Origin of the sequence: Pelagibius sp. CAU 1746, from assembly GCF_039839785.1 — a bacterium.
Taxonomy (GTDB): domain Bacteria; phylum Pseudomonadota; class Alphaproteobacteria; order Kiloniellales; family Kiloniellaceae; genus Pelagibius.
On record NZ_JBDOQT010000001.1, the window covers coordinates 2,214,373 to 2,237,291 of the forward strand.

A 22,919-nucleotide genomic window follows, 5' to 3' on the forward strand; every position below is an offset into this window, starting at 1 on the left:
AGGTCCGCCATCTGTTTCTTAGCGGTCTCTTCTCGATGCCCGGCGTGACAGACGCTTTGACCCGCTGCGGCACTGGTTACACTGCAGCCCGACCTGACATCTGCGAGGGTGCGCCGCTCAGCCGAGAGGAAGGGTGCTCTCGGCCGTCCAGGTCAAAATGACGGCGGCGCCTTCCTCGATGGGAGGACTGCCGGTGTTTTGGGCGAAGACCTTGAGGGGACCGCCTTGCCAGTCCAGCAGGTAGGAGATGCTGTTGCCGGCGAAGATTCGCTTGGCGACGCGGGCGGACAAGCGGTTGTCTCCATCGGCGGCCTCGGCCGGGCCCGAGGCGTCAAGGGGGCTAAGGCTGATGCGCTCCGGGCGCACGGCACAGGCGGCGGTCCCCTCCGCCGTGACCGGCAGTGCGCTGCGGCAGCGCAGCCGGGTCCCGTCTTCCAACTGCAGGCAGCCGTTGGCACGTCGACCACGGAAGATGTTGGCGTCGCCCAGGAAGGTCGCGGCGAACTCGCTGACCGGATTGTCGTAAAGTTCGGCCGGCGGGCCTTCCTGTTCCAGGCGGCCGTCCCGCAGGATGCCGATCCGGTCGCTCATGGTGAGCGCTTCTTCCTGGTCGTGGGTGACGAAGATCGTGGTGATGCCGACCTCGCGCTGGATGCGCTTCAACTCCACCTGCATGCCGACGCGCAGGGCTTTGTCGAGGGCGCTCAGCGGTTCGTCCAACAGCAGCACGCGGGGCCGGGTGACGATGGCCCGGGCAAGGGCCACGCGCTGGCGCTGGCCGCCCGAGAGTTGGTGGGGGCGGCGCCCGCCCAGTCCGCCGAGCTGCACGAGATCCAGCGCCTCGGAAACGCGCCGCGACATCTCGGCTTTCGGAATGCCGCGCACGCTAAGACCAAAGGCGACATTGCCGGCGACGCTCATGTTGGGGAACAGCGCATAGTTCTGGAACACCATGCCGATACGGCGGTCCTGCACCGGGGCGCCCACGACGTCGGCGCCGCCGATGGCGATGCTGCCGCTGTCGGGAGAGTCGAAGCCGGCGATAATCCGCAAGAGGGTCGTCTTACCGCTGCCCGAGGGGCCGAGCAGGCCGTAGAATCCGCCGTCGGGAAAGTCGATGGAGACGTCCTGCAGTACGGCATGATTGCCGTAGAAGCGCGAAACGTCGCGGACGGTGACTTCGGCCATTACTTTTCACCTCCGAAGCGGAAGAAGCGGGCGATCAGCAGCATCAGGGTCATGGACAGCACGATGATGATGGTGGAGACGGCGTTGATCTCCGGCGTGAAGCCCTTGCGGATCGCGGCATAGATCTGCACCGGCAGGGTGGTTTGGCCGGGCGCCGAGAGGAAATAGGATACGACGAACTGGTCGAAGGACACGGCGAAGGCGAAGAGGGCGCCGGCGATGACGCCCGGAGCGATCCACGGCAGGGTGACGCGGCGGGTCGCTTGCCACTGGCTGGCGCCCAGGGAGAGGGCGGCTTCCTCGAGCTCCGGCGAAAAGGTCCGCAGCCGGGCGGAGACCACCACGATGACGTAGGGCAGCGCCAGGGCGACATGGCCCAGCAGGATCGCGTGCAGGCCGCGTCCGATGCCGACGGCAAAGAAGAAAATCAGCATGGCCGTGCCGGTGATCAGCCAGGGAATAGCGATGGGCGGAAACAGCAGGGCTTGCAGCAGTTTCTTGCCGCGGAACTGATAGCGGTGCAATGCCAGGGCCGCTGCGGTTCCGAGCGTCGTGGCGACCGCCGTGGTGATAGCGGCGATGTAGAGGCTGTTCCAGGCGGCGGAGATGAGCGACCTGTTTCCGGCCAGTGCCGAGAACCAGTCCGTCGACCAGTCGATGGGCAGCTGGTAGAACGGCGAGGCATTGAACGACATCACCGCCATGATCAGGATCGGCAGATAAAGGAAGGTGAGCACGAGGCCGACGTAGGCGCGGCCGAGGCCGTGCAGAATGCGGGTCGGGGTCATGCGCCATGCCTCCGCAGGACCGGCGCCGCGAGGGCAAGAACCGCCAGCACGACGGCCAGCAGGATGAAGGAGAGTGCGGCGCCCAGAGGCCAGTTGAACACGGCGACGAACTGATCCTCGATCACCGTGCCGTAGAAGGTGCCGCTGCGCCCGCCCAGGATGCGCGGCTCCATGAAGGAGCCGACGACGGGCACGAAGATCAGCACAGCCCCTGCGGCCAGTCCCGGCATGGCCAGCGGTACGATCAGGCGTCGCAGCACGGTAAGGCGCGAGGCGCCCAGCGAGCACGCGGCCTCGATCAGCGAGTCGTCGATTGCCTGCAGGGTGAGATAGCAGGTCAGCACCATGTAGGGCAGGTAGGAGTGCACCAGGCCGATGACCACGGCCGGGTAGGAATACATCAGGTCGATGGAGACCTCGAAGGGCAGCACGGCATTCAGCGTCAGGTCGACCACGCCGCCGCTGCGCAGGAAGACGGCCCAGGAGAAGACACGCACCAGGCCGTTACTCCAGAACGGCAGAATGACCAGCAGGAATACCGCCTCGCGGCTGCGGCCCTTCAGCACCTTCGCCAGCACATAGGCGCAGGGAAACCCGATGATGGTGCAGTAGAGCGTTACCTCCAGACCCAGGCGCAGAGAGCGCAGCAGCAGCCGGCCGTAGAGATCGGTCCGAAAGAAGGCCGCATAGTGTTCCAGCGTTGCGGACCACTCGCGTCCCGCCATCGGCAGGTCGGTCACGAAGCTGAAGAAGACCATTGCCGACAACGGCAGGAAGACGGCCACCGTCAGCCAGAGATAGGCAGGCAGCAGCAGAGGGAGCGCGGGTCTCAACTGCCCGCGCCCCGCCGATGGTAGACTCTTCGCCACCGCGGTTCGACCCCTGCCGTGCCGGTCTGCCTTACTGGTTCGCCGCCTTCAGCTCCTGCCAGAGCTGCAGATACATCTCGCGGTTTTCGTCGGACACAGGCTTCTGGAAGACGACGCGCTCTGCGACCGCCGGGTCACCCAGGACCGCCCGATTGAACGCAGACTCGTCCAGCCCGGCGACGGCCTTCCGGTTGGCGGAGACCGGCGCGCCGACCTTGTTGACCCACTCGACGTAGAACTCGGGCGAGATCATGTAGTCGATGAAGGCGAGGGCGGCGTCGACGTTCTTGGAGCCGGCGGGGATGGAGAGGCCGTCCAGCCAGCCGACGGCGCCTTCCTTGGGGATGACGAAGCTGACCGGCAGATTGAAGTTCACCTTGGCGCGCGAGGCGGCGCCGCTCCAGTAGGTGCCCACGTCGATCTGACCGGCGGCCACCATCTGGTTCCAGTCGTTCTCCGAACTCCAGAAGGTCCTGATCTGCGGCATCAGCGAGGCCAGCTTCTCTTTGACCGCATCCAGATCTTTTATGTCGTTGATGTCCTGTCCCGTCGCGATGGCGCCGAACTGCACCGCCTCCAGGGCGTCGTCGCGCAGCACGACCTTGCCCTTGTGCGCCGGATCCCACATCACCTCGATGCTGTCGGGCATCTGGTCGAAGGCCTTGTCGTTGATCGCCAGGGAAGTGAGGCCCCACACCCAGGGCACGCCGTAGGTCTTGCCGCCGGAGTTCAGCAGTTCGGACTGCGCCATTTCCGGGGTCAGGTCGGCGGCATTGGCAATCTTGTCCCTGTCGATCGGCTGGATCAGGCCCTCCTCCAGGGCCTGGCTGGTGAAGGCGGCGTTGATCATCACCACGTCGTAGGTGCCGGGGTTGGTGCGCAGCTTGGTGAGCATCTCCTGCTCGGAGTTGAAGTAGTCGTGCACCACGGCGTAGCCGGTCTTTGCCTCGAAAGCCTCCGTAGCCCAGCTTTCGTCGGTGCCGTAGCCCTTCCAGTTCAGGACACGGATTTCCTCGGCCTGCGCCATGCCGGCGGAGAAGGTGGCCAGCAGCGTGGCGGCCAGCAGGCCGCGTCCGATGGCGTGGTTCTTTATCTTGGTGCTCATTCCCTGTTCCTTTCTGGTATCAGGCGTTTCCGGCTTTCTCGTCGCTCCGATCGTTCTGGCGCTTTGCCAGGAAGAGATCGATTTCTTGTGCAGTCGGCGCGCTGGCGCCGCCGGCGCGGGTGACGGCGATCGCTGCCGCCGCGTTGGCCCGCAGGGCGGCGGTTTCCGGCGCGTGACCCTGCGCCAGGCAAGCGATGAACACGCCGAGATGAGTATCCCCGGCGCCGTTGGTGTCGATGGTATCGACGGCGAAGGCGGGGAGGTGCGATGGCGCCTTGCCGCGGAGTTGCAGATGGCACCCGGCCGCGCCCGCACGCAGAAGGACCCCTTGCGCCCGCGGAGAGAGCCGCTCGAGCAGGGCGGTGGCCTGCCGGGAGGGTTGCTCCTCGCCTGTCAGCACCTGGGCTTCAACGAGATTGGCGCTTACCCAGGTCGCGCGGAGCAATACCCGCTCACAAAGATCGGGCGGGATCGCCGCGACAACCGGTGCGGGGTCGAAGATCACCGGCGGGTCCGGCGGCAGAGCCTGGAGCCAGTCCGACAGGACATTGCGGCTGTCCGCGTAGCTGAGGGTGTAGCCCGACAGAGCGATCCAGTCAGTCGGGCGGACTTGAATGGCCGTGAGTGCTGCCGGGTCGAGCCGACCTTCGGCGCCGGGCCAGGAGACGAAGCTGCGCTCGCCGGAGTCGTCCACCATCACAACGCAGTTGCCGCTGTCGACCGTCCGATTGGCGGGCTGCAGCACCTCGATTTCCAGGTCACGGAGGGCCGCCCGCAGGAGGGCGCCATCGGGGCCGCTGCCGTGGCCGCCGCCATAGGCGACCGCCAGGCCGCTGCGCCGTGCCGCAGTCATCTGGTTGACGCCGCCGCCGGGCAGGCGGGCGTACGTCGCGGCGACTGCCTCGCCGCCGCGCGGCGGCAACTCGGCAACGCGGTAGACATAGTCCACCACGGCGCCGCCCATGTGCAGCATACGCGCGAGGGCCGGACTGCCGGTCATCTGCGGCTTCCTGTCATGACGCGCTTTTCAGGCGGACGTCATTCTGCCGCCGTTCCACCAGGGCTTCAGCCAGCTTGCGGGCGGCGGCCAGGTCGAAGCCGCGCAGCGCAGCGACATTGTCGCCGGGCAGGGCGGAGAATCCGGCGCGGGCACCCGCCATCGTAGCTGCGATGGCGCCGATGGTGTCCGTATCGCCCCCCAGGTTGGCGGCCAGGACTGCGGCCTGCCAAGCGTCGCCCTGTGCCATTGCCAGCACGGCGAAAGCCGCCGGGACAGACTCTTGAGAGGCGACGCTGGTGCCGATCAGGTCGATGACCTGTTGGAGCGCGGCGGTGCGGTCACGATTGGCGGCAAGCTCCACCGCCCAGCCGATCCGCTCGGAGATATCCGCGCCGGCAACCCAGTGGCCGTGGTCCTTGGCCTCGGCAGCGGCACGCCCGGCGAGCGTCGTCGCGGCGCGCCAGTCGCCGCCGTCCAGGCCGCAGCTGACCGCGGCCGCCACCGCTGCGGCGGCTGCGATGGCGAGACCGGTGCTGTGGGTAGCGCGGCAGGTCTCCGCGACCTTGTCGATCAAGGAACCGAGGGGCTCCGGGGGCATCAGGAGTCCGACCGGTGCGATCCGCATCGCCGCGCCGTTGGTGTCGCCGTGGCGCCCGGCCTCGGCCGCCGGGGCGCCGGCGCGGATGGCGTCGATGGCGCGCTTGGTCGAAGGACCAAGCAAGTCGTAGCTGCCACGGGACCGCACGTCGTCTTCCCAGCCAATCAGGGCCTCGACCCACTTCAGGTCGTCGAAGTGAGAGCCGGAGGCGAGCAGGATTTCGGCCAGCAGCAATGTCTGCTCGGTGTCGTCCGTCACGGCGCCGGCGGGCAGGCCGCGCGATACCGGGTGATCCTCACTTGGGGCCAGGAAGCCCGTCACCCTCCCGTAAGTCGCCCTGATCTGCGCTGGGGAGAGCGTCTGGGTTGGCATGCCCAAGGCGTCGCCCAGCGCCCCGCCCACCAGAGCGCCCAGGGCACGGTCGTGGAGGTCGCGGATGTGAAGGTCTCTGCTGGCGATTTTCACGGGGCGGTCGGGCATGGGGTCAGAATTCCAGGTGCAGGGCGAAGAAGTCCGGGTCGAGCAGGCTGACCACCTGCTCGATAGGGCGGCCGTCGGCGGCGCGCACCAGGCGACGCGTGCGCAGGAAGGCGGCCCCGGTCTCGGCGCCCAGCAGCGTGGCTTCGTCGTCGTTCAGACGATGCACTTCCGCCCACTCCTGGCCGTGGTCCGGTACCAGCCCCGCCGCACGCATGGTTTTGCTGAGGGAACCTTCCTGCAGGCCGCCGCGGGGCAGATCCTTGAGGGCAGGAAGCCAGGGCAGGCGGCTGAATTCGACCGAGATCGCGCGGCCGTCTGCGGTGCCCTCCGCACGCGCCAGGCTGCGCAGGCGGTCGACGGCGATGAAGGCGGGATTGTCGATCTCCAGTTCGGCGGCCAGGGCGGGGTCGTCGATGACCTCGATACGCAGGATGCGGGTTTCCAGGTCGGCCCCGGCGTCGGCCAGGGCGCGTGACCAGCCGATTGCATCATTGATGGTCTTGCCGTTAAAGGTGACGAAGGACCCGACGCCCATGCGGGTCACGATCAGCCCCTTGCTGGACAACTCCTCCAGGCTCTTGCGCACCGTGGTGCGGCTGACCGAGAAGCGCCGGCCCAGTTGCTGCTCGCTCTCCAGGCGCTCTCCATAGGCCAAGCGACCGGAGCGGATGTCCGCTTCCAGGGTGGACGCGATGCGCTCCGGTTTCGCGGCGGCGACGGTGCCCTTGCGCGCCATTGGTGCTTCCCGCAAAATACTTGTCTATACCTGTCTATTTTTGCTCTAAGAGGGCGCCCCGTCAAGGGGGTGGTGCCTTCCTACGCTGAATTCCTCCTTGCCGGCGTCTCTAGGAGAGGCCCATTCGGATGGATTGCGGGGCGTGGCTGCAGCCCGCTGCCGGTTCCCTCTCACGTCGTGGCATCGGCTAAGAGGGCCCCTGCAGTGCAACAGAGGTGCGGGCATCACTGATCCACTGCGAAATCTTTCCGATTCCGTCATTTGCGGCCCCGTCGAGGGCCGCGTCCAGGCTGGAGATCGGCGTGCGTGGATCCAGGATGGAAAGGCCGTCTTCCGTCTTCCGCTGTCTTTCGGCTTTGCTGGCCGGCCGCTGCGGGCTGCCTCTCACTGCCGAGGCCGTACCAACGCGCGTTGAACCGTCGACTAACCGGAGCTGTACCTCGTGGCGCGCATCCGCGCTGATGCCGATTTCCACCTTGTCGACGAGGGAGAGGATATCGCGGGCATTTCGGATGGTGTCGTCGTCAAAGTGGTCGATGCTGGGGGCGCCGCGGCAGATCGTCAGGGCCACGGCATAGGCGGCGCTGAACTGGGCGGCGACCCGGGGGTGCTCCCCGGGGATGAAGGGGGCACCAACAAGTTCGAAGGCCTTTTGCGGTAGACGTATCTCAATCTTCTCGACCGCATCCGGCGAGACCGATGCCGCCTGCACCAAGTCGAGGGTGGCGTCGATACTTCCATGCGTGGAGTAGCAGCAGGGATACAGCTTGATCGAAGACTCGGTGACCGAGAACCTTTTTCCCAACTCTGACAGGGCGACGGAAGAGGAAGCCTTCCTGTCCGCAAACAAGGTGGCCGCCCCGAAGTCGCCGAAGACAAAGGCAGAAGGTCCCTCAATTCCACTACGCGCGAGGAGAGCGGCGCGCATCGCCGTTTCGGCCACCAGGCCACAGAGAACGTTCTTGCCGTTGACCCTGTCCTTTATAGCCTGGCGGCTGACACCGATGGTAGAGGCGGCAATTCCCATGGCTGAATGAATGCCGGCGACGTCGAGGCCCAGAAGGCGTGCGGCGCCGCCAGCGGCACCTATAGCCGCCGTGCTGGTTGGCATCCAGCCGTTGTGCATCGCGCCAACGATGGATTCGCTGACTCTGGCGGCGACGTCAAACGACGCAACCGTTGCCGATATGAATTCCCGCCAGGAATCGCCGCCGGCCGTTCGGCCCTCGACTTCGCCAGCCGCAAGCAGCACTGGATAGAGTACCGCGCTGGCGTGCAGGATGCTTGGGAAGTGGACGTCGTCCCATTCGTACCAGTGCGCGAACACCCCGTTGATGAAGCTGGCAGTGGTGGCCGCGGTCCGTCGACCGGTGCCCGGTAAGGCACAGGGGCCGTCGGCTTCTGCACTCCAGGTGTCACGAAGGGACCGGCAGAGGTCGCTCCTTAGAGACGCGACGATGTCGACGACAGTGTCGTGCAGCAGCATTTTCGCGGCGTCGATCGCCTCGTCAGGGATGCTGTCGTAGCGCAGTCCCGCGATGTGCTGAGCCAGTTCCCGTTCAGTGCTGAGTGACATCAGGAGCGCTCCTCACTTTCTGATCAACCGGTCCACCCGGGCAGGCGGAATGACGGAAGGTCGCCATTGGGCGAACCGTCGTCGTGAACGCAACCGGTCAGGCGGGCCGGCGCGATCATTTCAGCGCCGGTGACACGACCCGACGATCACTTCTACCGGCTGTAGAAGTGCGGCGCATTCTCCATCAGGGAAGTTTATCGGCGCCATAAGCGGGACGCATGTTCGGGTTCAAGCCACTGTATTCACAGGACAAGCCGATGGCGATTTTTGTGGTTCTCCTGCCGCAGCCGAGTGCCATGACGAAGGCGCGACGTTGACTTCTCCGTAAGGCGACGGCTATCGACGAGGGACGTCGAGGTTTTCAGTTTGCGATTTGCAGAGGGAGACGCTTTCACTCATGCCGGTGTCCGTGAAGCTAGGCTCGAACCCCGAACTCGCCTGCCTGCAAGGTGCGGCAAGATGAGCAACAGAACCAAGTCCGGTCTTGGCGAACGGGCACGCGGCCTGCTGTCCGATACGATCGTTTGCGATACGACGCTGCCCTGGGGTCCCGACTATCAGAACCAGGACACCATCCTGCCGAGAATGAAAGACGGCGGTGCGTCCTTCATATCGCTGACCGTTGGCATCGACCGCATGAGCCGGACAGAGACGGTCAAGCATATTGCGGCTCAGCGCAAGAGACTGATGCGCGACTGGGGGGACTCCTGTCACCTCGTTGAATCGGTCGATGACATCTATGTGGCCCGAGAGGCGGGCAAGCTTGCCGTCGGCTTCCACTTCCAGGGCAGCAACCCCCTGGACGGGGACATCAACATGGTCGAGCTCTACTACCAGCTCGGCGTTCGCCACATGCTCTTCGCCTACAACCAGAGGAACAGAGCGGCAGATGGCTGTCACGAACTAAGCGATGGCGGATTGAGCCGCTTCGGCGTGAGCCTGGTGGAAGAGATGAACCGGGTCGGTATGATCGTCGACGCGACCCACTGCGGATACCGCTCCAGCATGGAGATGATGGAGATGAGCTCGGCGCCGGCCGTTTTCTCCCACTCCAATGCGCGCAACATCTGCCCCCATGCCCGGAATTTGCGCGACGACCAGATCAAGGCCTGCGCGGCCACCGGCGGATTCATCGGTATCAACGGGGTGGGGCATTTTCTCTCGGACGACATGGTGGCCACGCCAGAAGCCTGGATCAGGCATGTCGACTACATCGCCGAACTTATCGGGCCCGAGCACATAGCGATCGGCCTGGACCACGTCTACTACCTGGAACAGCAGCACGCGCGTCGGCGCTCCAGTCCGGATACCTATCCAGAGGGCTACCCGCCGCCGGACTGGCCAGGTTCCTATTTGGGGCCGGATGACTATGTACGGTTGGTCGAGAAGCTCATCGAGCGCGGCTATAGCGAATCCGAGATACGCGCGATCATGGGCGAGAACTTCCTCCGCGTCGCCCGCGAGGTTTGGAAATAGCGGGCGGTGGGGGCGAGATGACCGACTTGACCATTTCCGACAAGGCCAGAGAGATCTACTCGCGGGCGCTGATCTGCGATCTCACCCTGCCATGGGGAAACTGGGAAGAGGGCAAGGAGGAAACCCTCCCCCGTTATCGGGATAGCGGGTTCGGCTTCGTCAGCCTCACCGTCGGGTTGGATCGCATGGGCTTCGAGGAAACCCTGCAGTGGGTGGCAAGGGAGCGGGCGAGGCTACGTTCGTGGTCGCACTGGATCCGCTTCGCCGAGACGGTGGCGGACATCCGGGAGGCACGACGCCAGGGAAAGCTCGCGGTTGGTTTCCATTTCCAGGGGACCAATCCGCTTGACCAGGATCTCAACATGATCTCCCTCTATTATCGTCTGGGCGTGCGTCACATGCTGCTGGCCTACAACCAGAAAAATGCGATGGCGGACGGCTGTCATGAACGCACAGACGAAGGGCTCAGCCGGCTCGGCCGGCGCGCCGTTGCGGAGATAGAGCGCTGCGGCATGCTCCTGGACTGCACGCATACGGGCTATCGCTCCAGTATGGAGGCGATCGAAATGTCCACGCAGCCGGTCATGTTCTCGCATTCCAACGCAAAGGCCGTGTGCGACCATGCCCGGAACATTCACGACGATCAAATCAAGGCCTGCGCGCGGACCGGCGGCCTTGTCGGTGTTACGGGCGTAGGGCACTTCCTGGCGGATGACATGGTTGCGACGCCGGCCGCGCTCGTCGCGCATATCGATCATATCGCCGATCTCGTCGGGACCGATCACATCGGGATCGGTATCGATCACGTCTACTACCAATCGTACAAGGCCCGGCAGCGCGCGGCAGCGCCGAATTCCTACCCGTCAGGCTACCCGCAGGCCGGGCGGGCGGGATCGTACCTGGCACCGGAGCAACTTATCGAGATGGTGGAGTTGCTGTTGCGGCGCGGATACGACGAGGTCGACCTCGACAAGATACTTGGCGGGAACTTCCTGCGCGTGGCCGAGCGGGTGTGGGACCGGTTATGACACGGGGCCGGAAATTCCAGTTGCAGAATACAAGAGGAGAACAGGGAAAATGATCAAGAGATTATTGGCGGCGGCTTGTGTGGCCGTGACGGCCGCCTTTGCGACCGTCGGTGCAGAGGCGGACGAACTGGTCATCGGGGCCCGTGCGGACCCGGCGATCGATCCACATTTCCAGTGGTTGACCACCAATGTGGCGTACTCCCAGCACATCTTCGATCCTTTGGTGAAGAAGGACGCGAACGCGCAATGGGTGCCGGGGCTCGCCGTCGAATGGAAACCCATCGACGACCTGACGTGGGAAATGTCGCTGCGTAAAGGGGTCAAGTTTCACGACGGGACGCCCTTCACGGCAGACGATGTTATTTTCTCGTTCGATCGTCTTTCCAACGTGCCGAACAATCCGAATCCCTACGGGGCCAATGTGCGGTCGGTGAAGAACCTCGAGAAGATCGACGACCACACGATAAGGATTCATACCACACAGACTGACCCGCTGATGTTGGGGCCGCTCAGCAATATCTTCATCGTCTCCAAGAAGGCCGCGGAGAACGCGACGACCGACGACTTCCGCAAAGGCACCGCCGCCATCGGGACCGGACCGTATAAGTTCGTTGAGTATACGCCAGGCGCGGAGCTGGTGCTGGAACGGAATGAGAATTACTGGGGTGAGGTGGAGCCCTGGAGCGAGGTAACCTTCAAGATCATTCCGAATGACCAGGCGCGCGTCGCCGCTTTGCTGAGTGGTGACATCGATGTCATCGATTTCCCGCCGCCGACCGAGGTCAAGGCCATTGAAAACCATGCAGATACCCTGGTATTCAAACGGCCGTCGGATCGTGTCATCTACCTGATCCCGGACGTGGGACGGGAGGATTCTCCCTTCGTGACCGGAAAGGACGGATCTAAGATCAGGAACCCGATGATGGATCGGCGTGTCCGTCTTGCCATGTCCTTGGCGCTCAATCGCGATGCCATCGTCTCTCGCGTGATGGACGGTCTGGCGGAGAAGGCCAATCAGTTCGTCCCGAAGGGGTTTATCGGGTTCAATCCGGAGCTTCCGGAGCTGGAATACGATCCGGAGAAGGCGCGTGCCTTGCTGGCGGAAGCCGGGTACCCCGACGGCTTCGGTCTGACGATTCACTGTTCCAACAACCGCTACGTGAACGACGCCAAACTCTGTGAAGTGGTGGGGCAGATGCTCACCCGCATCGGGCTCGACATGAAGGTCGAGACCATGCCCAAGAACGTCTTCTTTCCGAAGATCGCCACTTACAAGAAGGTACACTTCAGTTTCATCCTCGTCGGCTGGGGGAATGCCTCGACGGGAACGGCGGGACCGTTCCTGACCAGCATCTTCCACACGCCCGATCGCGAAAGGCGTATGGGGCATGGCAATCGCGCGCACTTCCATGATCCGAGCTATGACGAGATGACCGAAGCCGCCGTCCGCGAGCTGGATCCGGATCTGCGTGAGAAGAAGATGCAGAACGCGATGGCGTACATCGTGGATAAGATGATCGGCATCCCCTTGCATACCCAGTTCGTTGTCATCGGTACGCGAAAGGGGTTGGTCGCGACGCCCCGTGTCGACGAAACGACAACGGCCATGTCAATCCGCAGGCAGGACTGACATCCCGATGCTTCTAATCGGCCCTGTGCGGGGGCGCGGTTTGCGCGCTCGCACAGGACTGAGTCACCTAGGGGGATGGATCGCTTCGTGACCGTGTTCATTATTCGCCGGCTGATGCAGAGCACCGTTGTCATGCTGGTCATGTCGATGATCGTTTTCATCGGGGTGTACATGATCGGAAACCCGGTCGACATCCTGATCAACCCCGAGGCGACCGCAGAAGAGATCCGCGAGGTCGTGCGCAGCCTCGGACTGGATCAGCCTATCTGGTATCAGTACGGACGTTTCCTCTACAACGCGCTGCAAGGCGACCTGGGAGAGTCCTTCGTCTTCGGAAGCCCGGCCATCGATCTGATCTTCCAACGGATGCCGGCAACGCTGGAGCTGGCAAGCGCGGCGATGCTGATTGCTGTCGTCATCGGCATTCCGCTTGGCATGTGGGCCGGTTTGCGGCCGACCGCCCTGACCTCTCGTGGAATTATGGCGGGGTCTATTCTTGGGTTCAGTCTGCCGACCTTTTGGATCGGGTTGATGATGATCTTGTTCTTCGGAGTAACCTTGAACTGGCTGCCGACAGGCGGGCGGGGGGAGACCGGAGAGCTTATCGGGATCGAGTTTAGCTTTCTCACCCTCGATGGCCTATCGCATCTACTGCTGCCGGCGACTAATCTGGCGCTCTTCAAGCTGGCGCTGGTGATTCGCTTGACTCGCGCCGGCACCGCGGAAGTGATTCATCAGGATTACATAAAGTTCGCGAAAGCGAAGGGCCTTTCCAAGCAACGCATTCTCTTCGTTCACGTCCTCAAGAATATCTTGATTCCGGTCATCACGGTGCTCGGGCTGGAGTTCGGGAATATCGTTGCCTTCGCGGTCGTCACGGAAACCGTTTTTGCCTGGCCGGGCATGGGCAAGCTGATCATCGACTCGATGGAGGTTCTCGACCGGCCGGTCATTGTCGCCTACCTCATTGTCGTGGTGTTCATGTTCATCCTCATCAACCTGGTTGTCGACATTCTATACTCCGTGCTCGACCCGAGGGTCCGTCTGCGAGAGGTACGCTGAGCCATGTCCGATACCAGTAAGACGGCGCCCCGTACCGTTGGGGTTCCTGTTGCCATGACGCGGTTTTCCCAAGCCGGGCGACTTGCGGCCCATTTCTGTGCAAGCCCGCTCGCCGTGGTGAGCCTCGCAGGGGTCTTCGCGATCCTGCTTTGCGCCGCATTCGCCCCCTGGATCTCGCCTACGAACCCGTACGATCTCGCCACCGTAGATGTACTGAACTCGCGGCTCGCGCCGGGGGAAACCAGCTTTATGGGCGATTTCACGTTCGTGCTGGGCAGCGATGGCTTGGGCCGGGACATCCTCAGCGCCATCTTCTATGGGCTGAGAACCAGCCTGATGGTCGGGATCACCAGCGGTGTCATCGGATTCTGCTTGGGCAGCGGAATCGGCCTGGTGAGCGCGTACTTCGGCGGCCGCGTCGATGCCTTCGTCATGCGTATCGTCGATCTTCAGTTGAGCTTTCCGACGATCCTCATCGCCCTTATTCTCATGGCGACGTTGGGACGGGGAGTGGACAAGATCATCCTGGCCCTGGTCATCGCTCAGTGGGCCTATTTCGCCAGGGCGATCCGCAGTGCGGCCTTGGTGGAGCGGGCGAAGGAGTACATCGAGGCCGCAGAGTGCCTGAACCTGGGTCGCGGCCGGATCATCTTCCAGCACCTGCTCCCGAACTGTCTGCCGCCGCTGATCGTCATCGGCACGGTTCAGGTGGCTCATGCAATCGCGCTGGAAGCGACGCTATCGTTCCTCGGAGTGGGCTTGCCGGTGACAGAACCATCGCTCGGCCTGTTGATCGCCAATGGCTTCCAGTATGTGCTGAGCGGAGCCTACTGGATCAGCGTTTACCCCGGCATCGCACTTCTGCTGACGATCGTGTGCATCAACCTCGTCGGGGACAGGCTGCGTGATGTGCTTAATCCGCGGCTCAGTCGCTAGGAGGCCTTATCGTGTCCGACCAAGCGAGTTGCCCCACCCTGAGGGTCGAAGAGCTGCAGACCCACTTCTTCACCCAGGTCGGTGTCGCCCGAGCCGTAGACGGTGTCAGCTTCTCCATCGATCGGGGAGAGATTGTCGGCCTCGTCGGTGAATCAGGTTCGGGAAAGTCGGTGATGGGGTTTTCCATCATAGGACTCGTCGACCATCCGGGCCGGATTGTCGGCGGGCGGATTCTGTTCAAGGGTGATGACCTGAGACAGGCCGACGATGCGTATATCAGGAGTCTGAGAGGAAATCGTATCGCGATGATCTTTCAGGATCCCATGATGACGCTGAACCCCGTCCTGCGGATCGATACGCAGATGGTGGAGGCGGTTCTGGCGCATTCCAACATCTCTAGAGAGGCCGCGTTGGAGCTGTCACGGGATACCCTGGGGCAGGTCGGCATTCCTTCGCCCGACGAGCGGATGAGAGCCTATCCGCACCAGTTCTCCGGCGGGATGCGTCAGCGGGTCGCCATTGCCATAGCGCTGTTGCACAAGCCGGATCTGTTGATCGCGGATGAGCCGACAACGGCGCTGGATGTCACGATTCAGGCGCAGATCCTCCACGAGGCTCGCAAGCTGTGTCAGGAAAGGGGAACGGCGTTGCTGTGGATAACGCACGACTTAGCGGTCGTCTCCGGGCTTGCGGACAAGATCTGTGTCATGTACGCGGGAAAGATCGTCGAAAGCGGTAGGGTCGAAGATGTCCTTAACCGGCCTCTGCATCCCTACACCCGCGGCCTCATTCAATCCGTACCGAGTCGCAATCGTCGAGGACAGCCTCTCGAGCAGGTCCCCGGGATGACCCCTTCGCTGTTCTCTTTGCCGGCGGGCTGTTCATTCCGGCCACGCTGCGGCTATGCCGATGACGCTTGCCTCACTGCGCCAGAATTGAAAGAGGCCGCCGCCAGTCGACAAGTCCGCTGTCTACACTACGATAAGGTGGACTTGCCATGACTGCCCCGCTGATCGAACTGCACGGTGTCTCGAAGAGGTTTGTCAGGTCATTGGACTTGGCCGAGCGGGTGGCGGCGCGGCTGGGTGTGTCCGTCACAGAGGAGACGGTGCACGCCGTCGACCTGGTCGACCTTGCCGTTGGAAAGGGAGAGGTTGTCGGCCTGGTGGGTGAGTCCGGTTGCGGGAAGTCCACGCTGGGCCGAATTGTAGCCGGCATCGCGGAGGCGACGGAGGGCACGGTTTCCTATCAAGGCACGCCGGCCTCGGGGCTGCCGGCGGCGGAGTTGGCCGCCTGGCGGCTGAGAATTCAGATGGTGTTCCAGGATCCTTACGCGTCGCTCAATCCGCGCATGCGGGTTCGTGAGATTATTGGTCAAGCCCCGCGCGTTCACGGAATCATTGGTCGCGAGGACTTGGAGGATTATGTCGACAATGTCATGATCAACGTGGGCCTGGATCCGGCTTTCAAGGATCGCTTTCCACATCAGTTCTCAGGGGGGCAGCGTCAGCGTGTCGGGATCGCGCGCGCCCTGGCGGTCAAACCGGAGTTCCTCGTATGCGATGAGGCCATCGCCGCGCTCGACGTTTCGATTCAGGCGCAGGTGATCAACCTCTTCATGAAACTGCGCCAGGAATTGAACCTGACCTACCTCTTCATCAGTCACGACCTCGGGGTGGTTGAACACCTCTCCGATCGGGTTTGCATCATGTACCTGGGCCGTATTGTCGAAAGCGCACCGACAGAGCAGTTGTTCAAGGCGCCGAATCATCCCTATACGAGGGCGCTGCTGGAAGAGGTGCCACGGCTCGATACGCGGCGGCGCGACTACATGCCGATCAAAGGGGAAATCCCGTCACCTCTGGCGCCGCCGACGGGTTGCCACTTTCATCCACGCTGCCCGCACGCGACTGAGCGCTGCCGGCAGGAGAAACCGCTGCTGACGGAAATCGCGCCAGGACGGTATTCGGCCTGTCATCTCAATGGCTGATGCCGGCCGATGTCGGAGAAGCGCTAAGCCAGTCCAACAGAGAAGCCGGAGGAAGCGGTCTCTTGCGGGTCTTTTTCTGCAACGGGGAAATATCCTGGTACCTCCACAAAGTCCTCGATCCAGGGAAACTGCATGAAGAGCGAAGGCAGCAAGTCCTCTGCGATGACGGCGCGGCAGCATGTACTGAGGGTGTCCGGCAACTTGTCGAACTGACCATGTCGGGAAAGCAGCACGATCCGACGATAGAACTTCGGGCCGCGCGGCCGAATGACCTTGATCTGGTCCAGGAGATGCGGTGCGTTCAGCAGAAATGTCGGAGTCAGGTAACCCCAGCAGCCGCCGCCGGCGATGAGTTGAAGCTGAGCCAGGGGGCTGTCGCTCTCGATCCAGAGGGGCAGACGCAGGCGCAGGCGATTGAGATGCTGCTCGACGGAGCGGCCGGCCGTGGAGGCGAGAGAATAGCGTACGAAACGCAACGCCCGGGAGACTTCTTTCAGATCATGGACATCTTTATTGTAGGTGCGGGGGAACACCTTGAGGTACGGCTCCCTGAGAATCAGGCTCTGATCGACAAAGACCTGCGATGTCGCTTGTCCCTCCGCCACAATTGCCACATCGCAGCGGCCGGTTGAGAAGTCCTGCTCCCGATCCGGTGTCAGGCCGGCGAAGAACTGCCAACGGCTGACGGCGTTCTCCATACGCCCGGCGAGCCGCGGAGCGAGGATTCCAGAAAGACTGTCAATGATAGCAACACTCAGACGATGGCTGAGAAACTGGTTCTGCCCGTTGAATTCGGCCGCAACCTTGGTCGAGCGGGCGAGAAGATCCTGTGCTGCGTCGTACAGCTTGTCGCCGGCCATGGTCAGCCTTAGCGGGCGGGTCTGCCGGTCCAGGAGGGCGACTCCCAGACGCTCCTCGAGGTTCTTGATGATCTGGGAGACCGCTGGCTGGGTGAGACCTAGGACCTGGGCCGCGCCTGTCATGCTGTTTGCGCGCGCAACGGCGACAAATGTCTCTAACTCCCTGAACTCGAACGAGATGACACCATCCATCGTATCCGCCCCCTGTACAGACCCCTAAGATAGATGTGCTTCAGCGTTTCCCTGAGGCTGCCAGGCAACCCTGCTTGGTCTTCTTTAAGCTATTCGACTAAGAGAGCCGCCTCTGCACAAGTGAGGAAACGAGTCCGGTTGCGGCCTCGCATATGAGTGAGGCAACGGTCCAGCATCTTCAGGCGGCCGGGGTGCCCGATAAGCTGGACATGCAGCGTCAGGTGAAAAAAGGCGCCCGGCCAGTCGTAAGTCGCGTCGAATTCCTCCATCCAGACGCTCTCCGCCTCCGCTGCAGGCCGGATGCGCCGCTGCACGTCGCCGCCGTAGAGAAAGAAAGGTGCGTCTGCGAGATGCCACTGAACCGGCAGTTCGACAACCGGGGTAGGAAGCCCGTCTCTGAAGTGACGATAAGGGCGAATCCGGTCCTGGAAGTTGCAAGACACCGTCACACCCTCTTCCAGGATGTAATCAAGTGTGTGCTTTGACCATTCCCAGGAGGCTGAGCGCCACGCCGTGGGCCGGACGCCGCCGTTGCGCTCGACCGCTTCGATGCCGCGCGCGATCTCCTGTCGTTCTTCCGCTGGTGTCAGACCCAGGACCGAACGGTGGCTGTAGGTGTGACTGCCCAGTTCGTGTCCGCGACGGCGAATCTCCGCAAGCGCTTCGGGATAGGTATCGGCCGTAATCCCCGGTATGAAGAAGGTCGCCTTGATTCCGTGATGGTCGAGCAACTCGAGGACGGGTTTAAGCCCTTCCTTGATGGCGAAGGCCCCGTTCGAGAGGAGTACCGGCCGGTAGGCATCGGCCGGCAGCTTGCCGGTCCAGATGGCTTCGGCATCAAGGCAGATGCCGATCACAACGGGGAACTGATCACTCATGGCATTTTCCTTGCTGAGCAGCGCGTTGCTCATGCTGTGGTCGGGCGGGCCGGGTGGCCGTTTTTCCTAAGTGCGCGAATGTTGGTGGTCTGCTGCGTTATCGGGTTCACCGTCCAGGGAGTCCACGCGCGACCGTCAATCAGCCCACAAAGGTCCGGAAATTCCGCAGCCAGTTGCCCCCCAGGATCGCCGCGACTTGCTGTTCGCTGTACCCCCGGTCGATGAGACCTTGCGTGAAGTTCGGCAGCTCGAGAATCGTAGACAGTCCTTTCGGATAGGTCTGCGTCAGGAACTCGTCGACGGTACCGAAGATGTCCGGCCGATAGGTGCGCCACCGGCGAGAAGCGGGCATGATGTGCCCATCGGCCCGGTAGGCCTCGGTGAAGTCGAGACCCAGCCCGATATGGTCGCATCCGATGAGATCGCGATAGTAGTCGCAGTGGTCCAGCATGTGATCAATCTCGGGATCCTTGGCGCGGACCGACTTCGGCAGGCCGCAGATACCGATGACGCCGCCCTTGGCAGCGATCGCCTTGGCGGTTTCGTCCTTGGTGTTCCGGTCGTTGGCATTGATGGAATAGGCGTTCGAGTGTGTGCAGACCGGGGCGCGAGACAGTTCAGTGGCCTCGGCGCGGGTTGCATGGCCGCAGTGCGAAAGGTCCAGAATCAAAGGGAGGCGGTTGACGATCTCTATAGCTTCCTTCCCCAGGAAGCTGACGCCGGCATCGCGGGTTTCACCGCAACCGTCAGCCAGCAGGGTCGCGCCGGTGTAGGCGAGGCCGAAGTAGCGCATGCCGAGCCGGTGCATGATCGGGATGCGATCCAGCTTATCCTCGACCATGACAGAGCCCTGGGTGCCGATGATGATGGCAAGCTTCCCGTCGGCTTGCGCCTTTTCGATGTCAGCGGAGGTCGTGGCGAGGGTAAGCAGGCCGCTCTTCTCGACTTTCTCCAGGCCGCTTTCGATGTTGGCGATCATCGTCGCCCAGTCGGTTTCGGCCCCGAAGGTGATGTTGCAGGCATTCACGCCGGCCTGCAGGCAACGCTCGGCATACTCATCGTCAAGGACATAGAACAGCGACAGGCAGTCGAAGACGAAGTGATCCCTGGTAAAGGCGATGGCTTCCGAACTGGCCCGGAGGTCTGGTTGGGGCTTACTCATGTAACTGCTCCTTGTCCTATCAAGCTTAGTGGCTGGGGGCGGCGAATTGATCGAAGAACAGCGGATCGACCGGCGTTTCCCCGAGATGCAGCAGCACATCCAGGGTCCGCTCTATCTGGCCGAGGGACAGCACGTTCGCACTGCCGCGGGCGTACTTGCGCCGGATCGCGTCCTCGTCCATCGGGTTCTGCGGATGCCCGAGGGAGTAAGTGATGCGCTTTGAGAGGGCATTTCCCTGTTTTGGACGAATCCGAACCTCGGCCCAATCCTGTTCCGGTCCGGTCGAACCGTGAGAATGGCTGTGCACCGAAACCTTGGAGCGCAAGTGCTGCATCCGCGTAGAGTTGATTATCTGCGGATCGCTGAAGGGCGCTTCCTCGGTCGGCTCATGGAGTACTGCAACGGCGACACAGTGGCTCATGTCGAAACGGGCGGTTGCCGGGCCGGTCGTTGTGTCATCTCCGGTGAGGCTCTGCGCCTCCACGTCGCTCACTGTCACCTCTATGCGGTCGATTCCGTCGGGAGGGAGATTTCCCTGCCGCTTGAGGTCGAGGATCGCGTCGATTGCGCGATGGGTCGCAATGCTGCAGGGATAGGGCTTCGACCACAATCCGGGATTGTCAATCGACGGAGTGAGCTGGGCGAGGGGCGGCAATGCCGTTTCCGCCGGGCAGCTTCCATTATAGATCCCCGTGAAGCCCCAAACGCCCTCCAGGGCGCCGGGACGCGCGCGGGCACCGCTCCGGGCAAGCAGCGCAGCCATGACGCCGTTCTGGGCCGCCATGCCCGCCAGCAACGCCTCTGCCGGCCACCCGGTTTCCCGCCTCGAGCCGGCGGCCATGCCGAGGGCCAGTGCCAGGGCGGAAGTGGCTTGGTCGCTGGTGAGGCGCAGTAGACGGGCTACCGCAGCAGCCGCCGCGATGGAACCGGCGGTCGACGTCGAATGCCAGCCCCTCTTGTAGTGTTCCTCTCCGCTGATTCCCGCGATGACAGCTTGGGCGTCGAGACCAATCACGTAGGCATCAAGCAAGTCCGCACCATCTGAATTAGCGAGCAGCCGCGCCGCGAGAATGGCGGGAACGAGGACTGCGCTGGGGTGGGAACGGAGGGGTTCGAAGACATCGTCGTGCTCAAGCGAATGAGCGGCCGTACCGCCGACCAGGGCGGCGCCGGAAGGTGACAGCGGAAGGTTGGCTCCCGGCATCATGATCCGGCCTGGCGCGGTAAAGCGCGCGGTGCGGCTGGCTTGCCCGGTCTGCGGACTGCTGTGACCGGCCAGCATGCAGCCGATGGTGTCGATGAATGCCAGTCTGGCTCGCTGAACCACCGCGTCCGGCCAGGCCCTTGGTGTCTCGGCGATGTGCTGCGCAAGGGCCTGCGTCGGCGTCATTTCACAGCCTCATTGCGGCGCGGTTCGGCCTCCTCGGCATAGTGACAGGCGGTGCGGGTCTCGCCGAAGCTGCGGAGAACCGGGACTTCCTCGCGGCATCGCGCACCGGCCATCGGGCAGCGGGTGTGAAAGCGGCATCCCGTCGGCGGATTGATGGCTGAGGGAACTTCTCCGGTCAGCGGTATACGGCGACGTCGTCTTGCCCGCTCCGGGTCGGGAATAGGGCTGGCTGCGAGCAGGGCGCGGGTGTAGGGATGGCGGGGAAGGTTGAAGACATCGTCGGTGCCGCCTTCCTCGATCACCTGGCCCAGGTACATCACGAGGACGCGGTCGGCCAGGGAGCGAACGACGCCCAGGTCGTGCGTGATGAACAAATAGGACAGGCCAAGATCCTGTTGCAGACGCCGCATCAAGGCCAGAACTTGTGCCCTTACCGAAATGTCGAGCGCCGACACCGCTTCATCGGCAATAACCAGTTTCGGCCGGACGGCGATCGCCCTGGCAATTCCTACGCGTTGCCGCTGACCGCCGGAGAACTGGTGTGGATACCGCTCCAGGAAGTCGGCGCCGGGGCTGAGGCCAACCATGTCGAGCAGCCGAATCGCTTCCTCGCGCAGCAGGGCCTTGGGGACCACGGCATTGGCGCGCAGGGGCAGAGATAGGGTTTGCAGAATGGTGCGCCGCGGGTTCAGCGACTCGAAGGGGTCTTGGAAGACCATCTGGACCCGCCGCCGGAAATCGTTGTCGCGCAGGGTGCCGCTGCTTGTGACAGACTTTCCGGAGAGGGCGACTTCGCCGGAGGTGACATGGGCCAGTCCCAGGATCGACCGGGCCAGGGTTGTCTTGCCGCAACCGGATTCGCCGACGACGGCAACGACTTCCCCCCGGTTGACGGAGAAACTGACGCCATCGACAGCCCTTACCGTGCCGGGCGATGGTCGGAAGGCCCCGCCGCTCAGAGGGTAGTGAACTTTGAGATCGTTTACCTCCAGCAGGGGCGTCACGATCTTTCCTCCAGGAGAAAGCACCGGCCCTTGCGCAGTCCGGACAGCTCGAGAAGGTCTGGGGAATCGCGGTGGCAGCGATCAACCGCTTCGCGACAGCGAGGGCGGAACCGGCAGCCTCCGGGCAATGCCGACAGATTGGGTGGATTGCCCTCGATGGTCTCGAAAGCCTCGACTTTGTGCTCGATGGAGAGCGAAGAGCGGAGCAAGGCCCGGGTATAGGGGTGCTTCGGATCCTGGAACAACTCGTCGACGGGGGCTTCTTCGACGATCTGTCCCGCGTACATTACGTAGACGCGCTCGGCATATTCGGCCACGAGCCCAAGGTCATGGGTGATGAGGAGGAGGGCGCTGTTGAGTTCGCGGCGAAGCTCGCTCAGCAGGTCCATGACCTGGGCCTGGATCGTCACGTCCAGGGCGGTGGTCGGCTCGTCCGCAATCAACAGGGCCGGATTGCACGAGATCGCGATCGCGATCAGAACACGCTGACGCATGCCGCCGGAAAGCTGGTGAGGGTAATAGCGGAGCACCACGTCAGGCGCCGGAATCTTAACCCGCCTCAGTGCCTCCAGAGCCAGCAGGGCGCAGTCCGCGTGGTTTTTCGTGCCATGAGCCGCGATCGCCTCAACGATCTGGTCACCGATACGCATGACCGGATTGAGGAATGTCATCGGGTCCTGGAAGATCATCGCCATCTGACTGCCTCGTACGCTCTTCATGCGGTCTGGTGGCAGGTTGACGAGCTCCGTTTCATTCAGTCGGATCGACGACTTCGGATCGATCTCCGCGATCGGCGGAAGCAGACGCATCAATGAGAGCGCGGTCATGCTTTTTCCGCATCCCGACTCACCGACGAGGGCGACGGACTCGCCTGGTTCGACCGAGAGCGCGACGTTGTCGACAGCCGTCACATTGGCCGTTTCGCTGCGGAGTCTCGTGACAAGGTTGCGGACCTCAAGCAGGGGTGACAT

At 63.1% G+C, this 22,919-nt stretch carries 21 protein-coding genes; 7 read left to right on the top strand and 14 right to left on the bottom strand.

Annotated elements, in window-relative coordinates; all coding sequences use genetic code 11:
• Positions 1-117: 117 nt before the first annotated feature.
• From AAFN88_RS10470 to AAFN88_RS10505, 8 genes are all read right to left on the bottom strand, one after another.
• Entirely contained in the window at positions 118-1,188 is a 1,071-nt protein-coding gene (locus tag AAFN88_RS10470) for an ABC transporter ATP-binding protein (RefSeq protein ID WP_347520246.1), read from the bottom strand.
• Positions 1,188-1,976 (bottom strand): ABC transporter permease, encoded by a 789-nt coding sequence (locus tag AAFN88_RS10475; protein ID WP_347520247.1) that lies wholly within the window; start codon positions 1,974-1,976, stop codon positions 1,188-1,190. Before AAFN88_RS10475 ends, AAFN88_RS10470 begins: the two co-directional genes overlap by 1 nt.
• Positions 1,973-2,809 (bottom strand): ABC transporter permease, encoded by an 837-nt coding sequence (locus tag AAFN88_RS10480; protein WP_347520248.1) that lies wholly within the window; start codon positions 2,807-2,809, stop codon positions 1,973-1,975. Before AAFN88_RS10480 ends, AAFN88_RS10475 begins: the two co-directional genes overlap by 4 nt.
• A gap of 67 nt (positions 2,810-2,876) precedes the next feature.
• Entirely contained in the window at positions 2,877-3,950 is a 1,074-nt protein-coding gene (locus tag AAFN88_RS10485; RefSeq protein WP_347520249.1) for an ABC transporter substrate-binding protein, read from the bottom strand.
• Positions 3,951-3,969: 19 nt separating this feature from the next.
• Complete coding sequence (locus tag AAFN88_RS10490; protein WP_347520250.1) at positions 3,970-4,950, bottom strand: PfkB family carbohydrate kinase; 981 nt, start codon at positions 4,948-4,950, stop codon at positions 3,970-3,972.
• Between the two features lie 13 nt (positions 4,951-4,963).
• Positions 4,964-6,028, bottom strand: a complete 1,065-nt coding sequence (locus tag AAFN88_RS10495; RefSeq protein WP_347520251.1) for an ADP-ribosylglycohydrolase family protein — start codon at positions 6,026-6,028, stop codon at positions 4,964-4,966.
• A 4-nt stretch (positions 6,029-6,032) separates the two neighbouring features.
• On the bottom strand, positions 6,033-6,764 hold the full coding sequence (locus AAFN88_RS10500) for a GntR family transcriptional regulator (RefSeq protein WP_347520252.1): 732 nt from the start codon (positions 6,762-6,764) through the stop codon (positions 6,033-6,035).
• 187 nt (positions 6,765-6,951) lie between these two features.
• Positions 6,952-8,340, bottom strand: coding sequence for an MmgE/PrpD family protein (locus AAFN88_RS10505; RefSeq protein WP_347520253.1), 1,389 nt, complete (start codon positions 8,338-8,340; stop codon positions 6,952-6,954).
• 459 nt (positions 8,341-8,799) lie between these two features.
• Between AAFN88_RS10505 and AAFN88_RS10510 the strand changes: the two genes are divergently transcribed.
• The 7 genes from AAFN88_RS10510 to AAFN88_RS10540 all read left to right on the top strand — a co-directional run bounded on the left by AAFN88_RS10510 (position 8,800) and on the right by AAFN88_RS10540 (position 16,462).
• Positions 8,800-9,816 carry a membrane dipeptidase gene (locus AAFN88_RS10510; protein ID WP_347520254.1) on the top strand — a complete coding sequence of 339 codons (1,017 nt, stop codon included), beginning with the start codon at positions 8,800-8,802 and terminating at the stop codon, positions 9,814-9,816.
• A 17-nt stretch (positions 9,817-9,833) separates the two neighbouring features.
• The gene (locus AAFN88_RS10515) at positions 9,834-10,844 is read left to right on the top strand and encodes a membrane dipeptidase (protein WP_347520255.1); all 1,011 of its coding nucleotides are present in this window, start codon (positions 9,834-9,836) and stop codon (positions 10,842-10,844) included.
• A 49-nt stretch (positions 10,845-10,893) separates the two neighbouring features.
• Positions 10,894-12,474, top strand: coding sequence for an ABC transporter substrate-binding protein (locus AAFN88_RS10520; protein WP_347520256.1), 1,581 nt, complete (start codon positions 10,894-10,896; stop codon positions 12,472-12,474).
• Between the two features lie 87 nt (positions 12,475-12,561).
• Entirely contained in the window at positions 12,562-13,536 is a 975-nt protein-coding gene (locus AAFN88_RS10525; protein ID WP_347520257.1) for an ABC transporter permease, read from the top strand.
• A 3-nt stretch (positions 13,537-13,539) separates the two neighbouring features.
• Complete coding sequence (locus tag AAFN88_RS10530) at positions 13,540-14,472, top strand: ABC transporter permease (RefSeq protein ID WP_347520258.1); 933 nt, start codon at positions 13,540-13,542, stop codon at positions 14,470-14,472.
• A gap of 11 nt (positions 14,473-14,483) precedes the next feature.
• Complete coding sequence (locus AAFN88_RS10535; protein WP_347520259.1) at positions 14,484-15,473, top strand: ABC transporter ATP-binding protein; 990 nt, start codon at positions 14,484-14,486, stop codon at positions 15,471-15,473.
• On the top strand, positions 15,470-16,462 hold the full coding sequence (locus AAFN88_RS10540) for an oligopeptide/dipeptide ABC transporter ATP-binding protein (RefSeq protein ID WP_347520260.1): 993 nt from the start codon (positions 15,470-15,472) through the stop codon (positions 16,460-16,462). Before AAFN88_RS10535 ends, AAFN88_RS10540 begins: the two co-directional genes overlap by 4 nt.
• 23 nt (positions 16,463-16,485) lie before the next feature.
• Here the strand turns inward: AAFN88_RS10540 and AAFN88_RS10545 are convergent, their stop codons facing one another.
• From AAFN88_RS10545 to AAFN88_RS10570, 6 genes are all read right to left on the bottom strand, one after another.
• A complete protein-coding gene (locus AAFN88_RS10545; protein WP_347520261.1) occupies positions 16,486-17,514 on the bottom strand; it encodes a LysR family transcriptional regulator in 1,029 nt (342 codons plus the stop codon).
• 89 nt (positions 17,515-17,603) lie between these two features.
• The gene (locus AAFN88_RS10550) at positions 17,604-18,425 is read right to left on the bottom strand and encodes a polysaccharide deacetylase (protein ID WP_347520262.1); all 822 of its coding nucleotides are present in this window, start codon (positions 18,423-18,425) and stop codon (positions 17,604-17,606) included.
• 106 nt (positions 18,426-18,531) lie between these two features.
• Positions 18,532-19,554: a membrane dipeptidase gene (locus tag AAFN88_RS10555; protein ID WP_347520263.1), complete on the bottom strand. Its 1,023-nt coding sequence runs from the start codon at positions 19,552-19,554 to the stop codon at positions 18,532-18,534.
• A 25-nt stretch (positions 19,555-19,579) separates the two neighbouring features.
• Entirely contained in the window at positions 19,580-20,944 is a 1,365-nt protein-coding gene (locus AAFN88_RS10560) for an MmgE/PrpD family protein (protein ID WP_347520264.1), read from the bottom strand.
• The gene (locus AAFN88_RS10565; protein ID WP_347520265.1) at positions 20,941-21,948 is read right to left on the bottom strand and encodes an oligopeptide/dipeptide ABC transporter ATP-binding protein; all 1,008 of its coding nucleotides are present in this window, start codon (positions 21,946-21,948) and stop codon (positions 20,941-20,943) included. Before AAFN88_RS10565 ends, AAFN88_RS10560 begins: the two co-directional genes overlap by 4 nt.
• Complete coding sequence (locus tag AAFN88_RS10570; protein ID WP_347520266.1) at positions 21,945-22,919, bottom strand: ABC transporter ATP-binding protein; 975 nt, start codon at positions 22,917-22,919, stop codon at positions 21,945-21,947. The genes AAFN88_RS10565 and AAFN88_RS10570 overlap by 4 nt, the downstream gene beginning before the upstream one ends.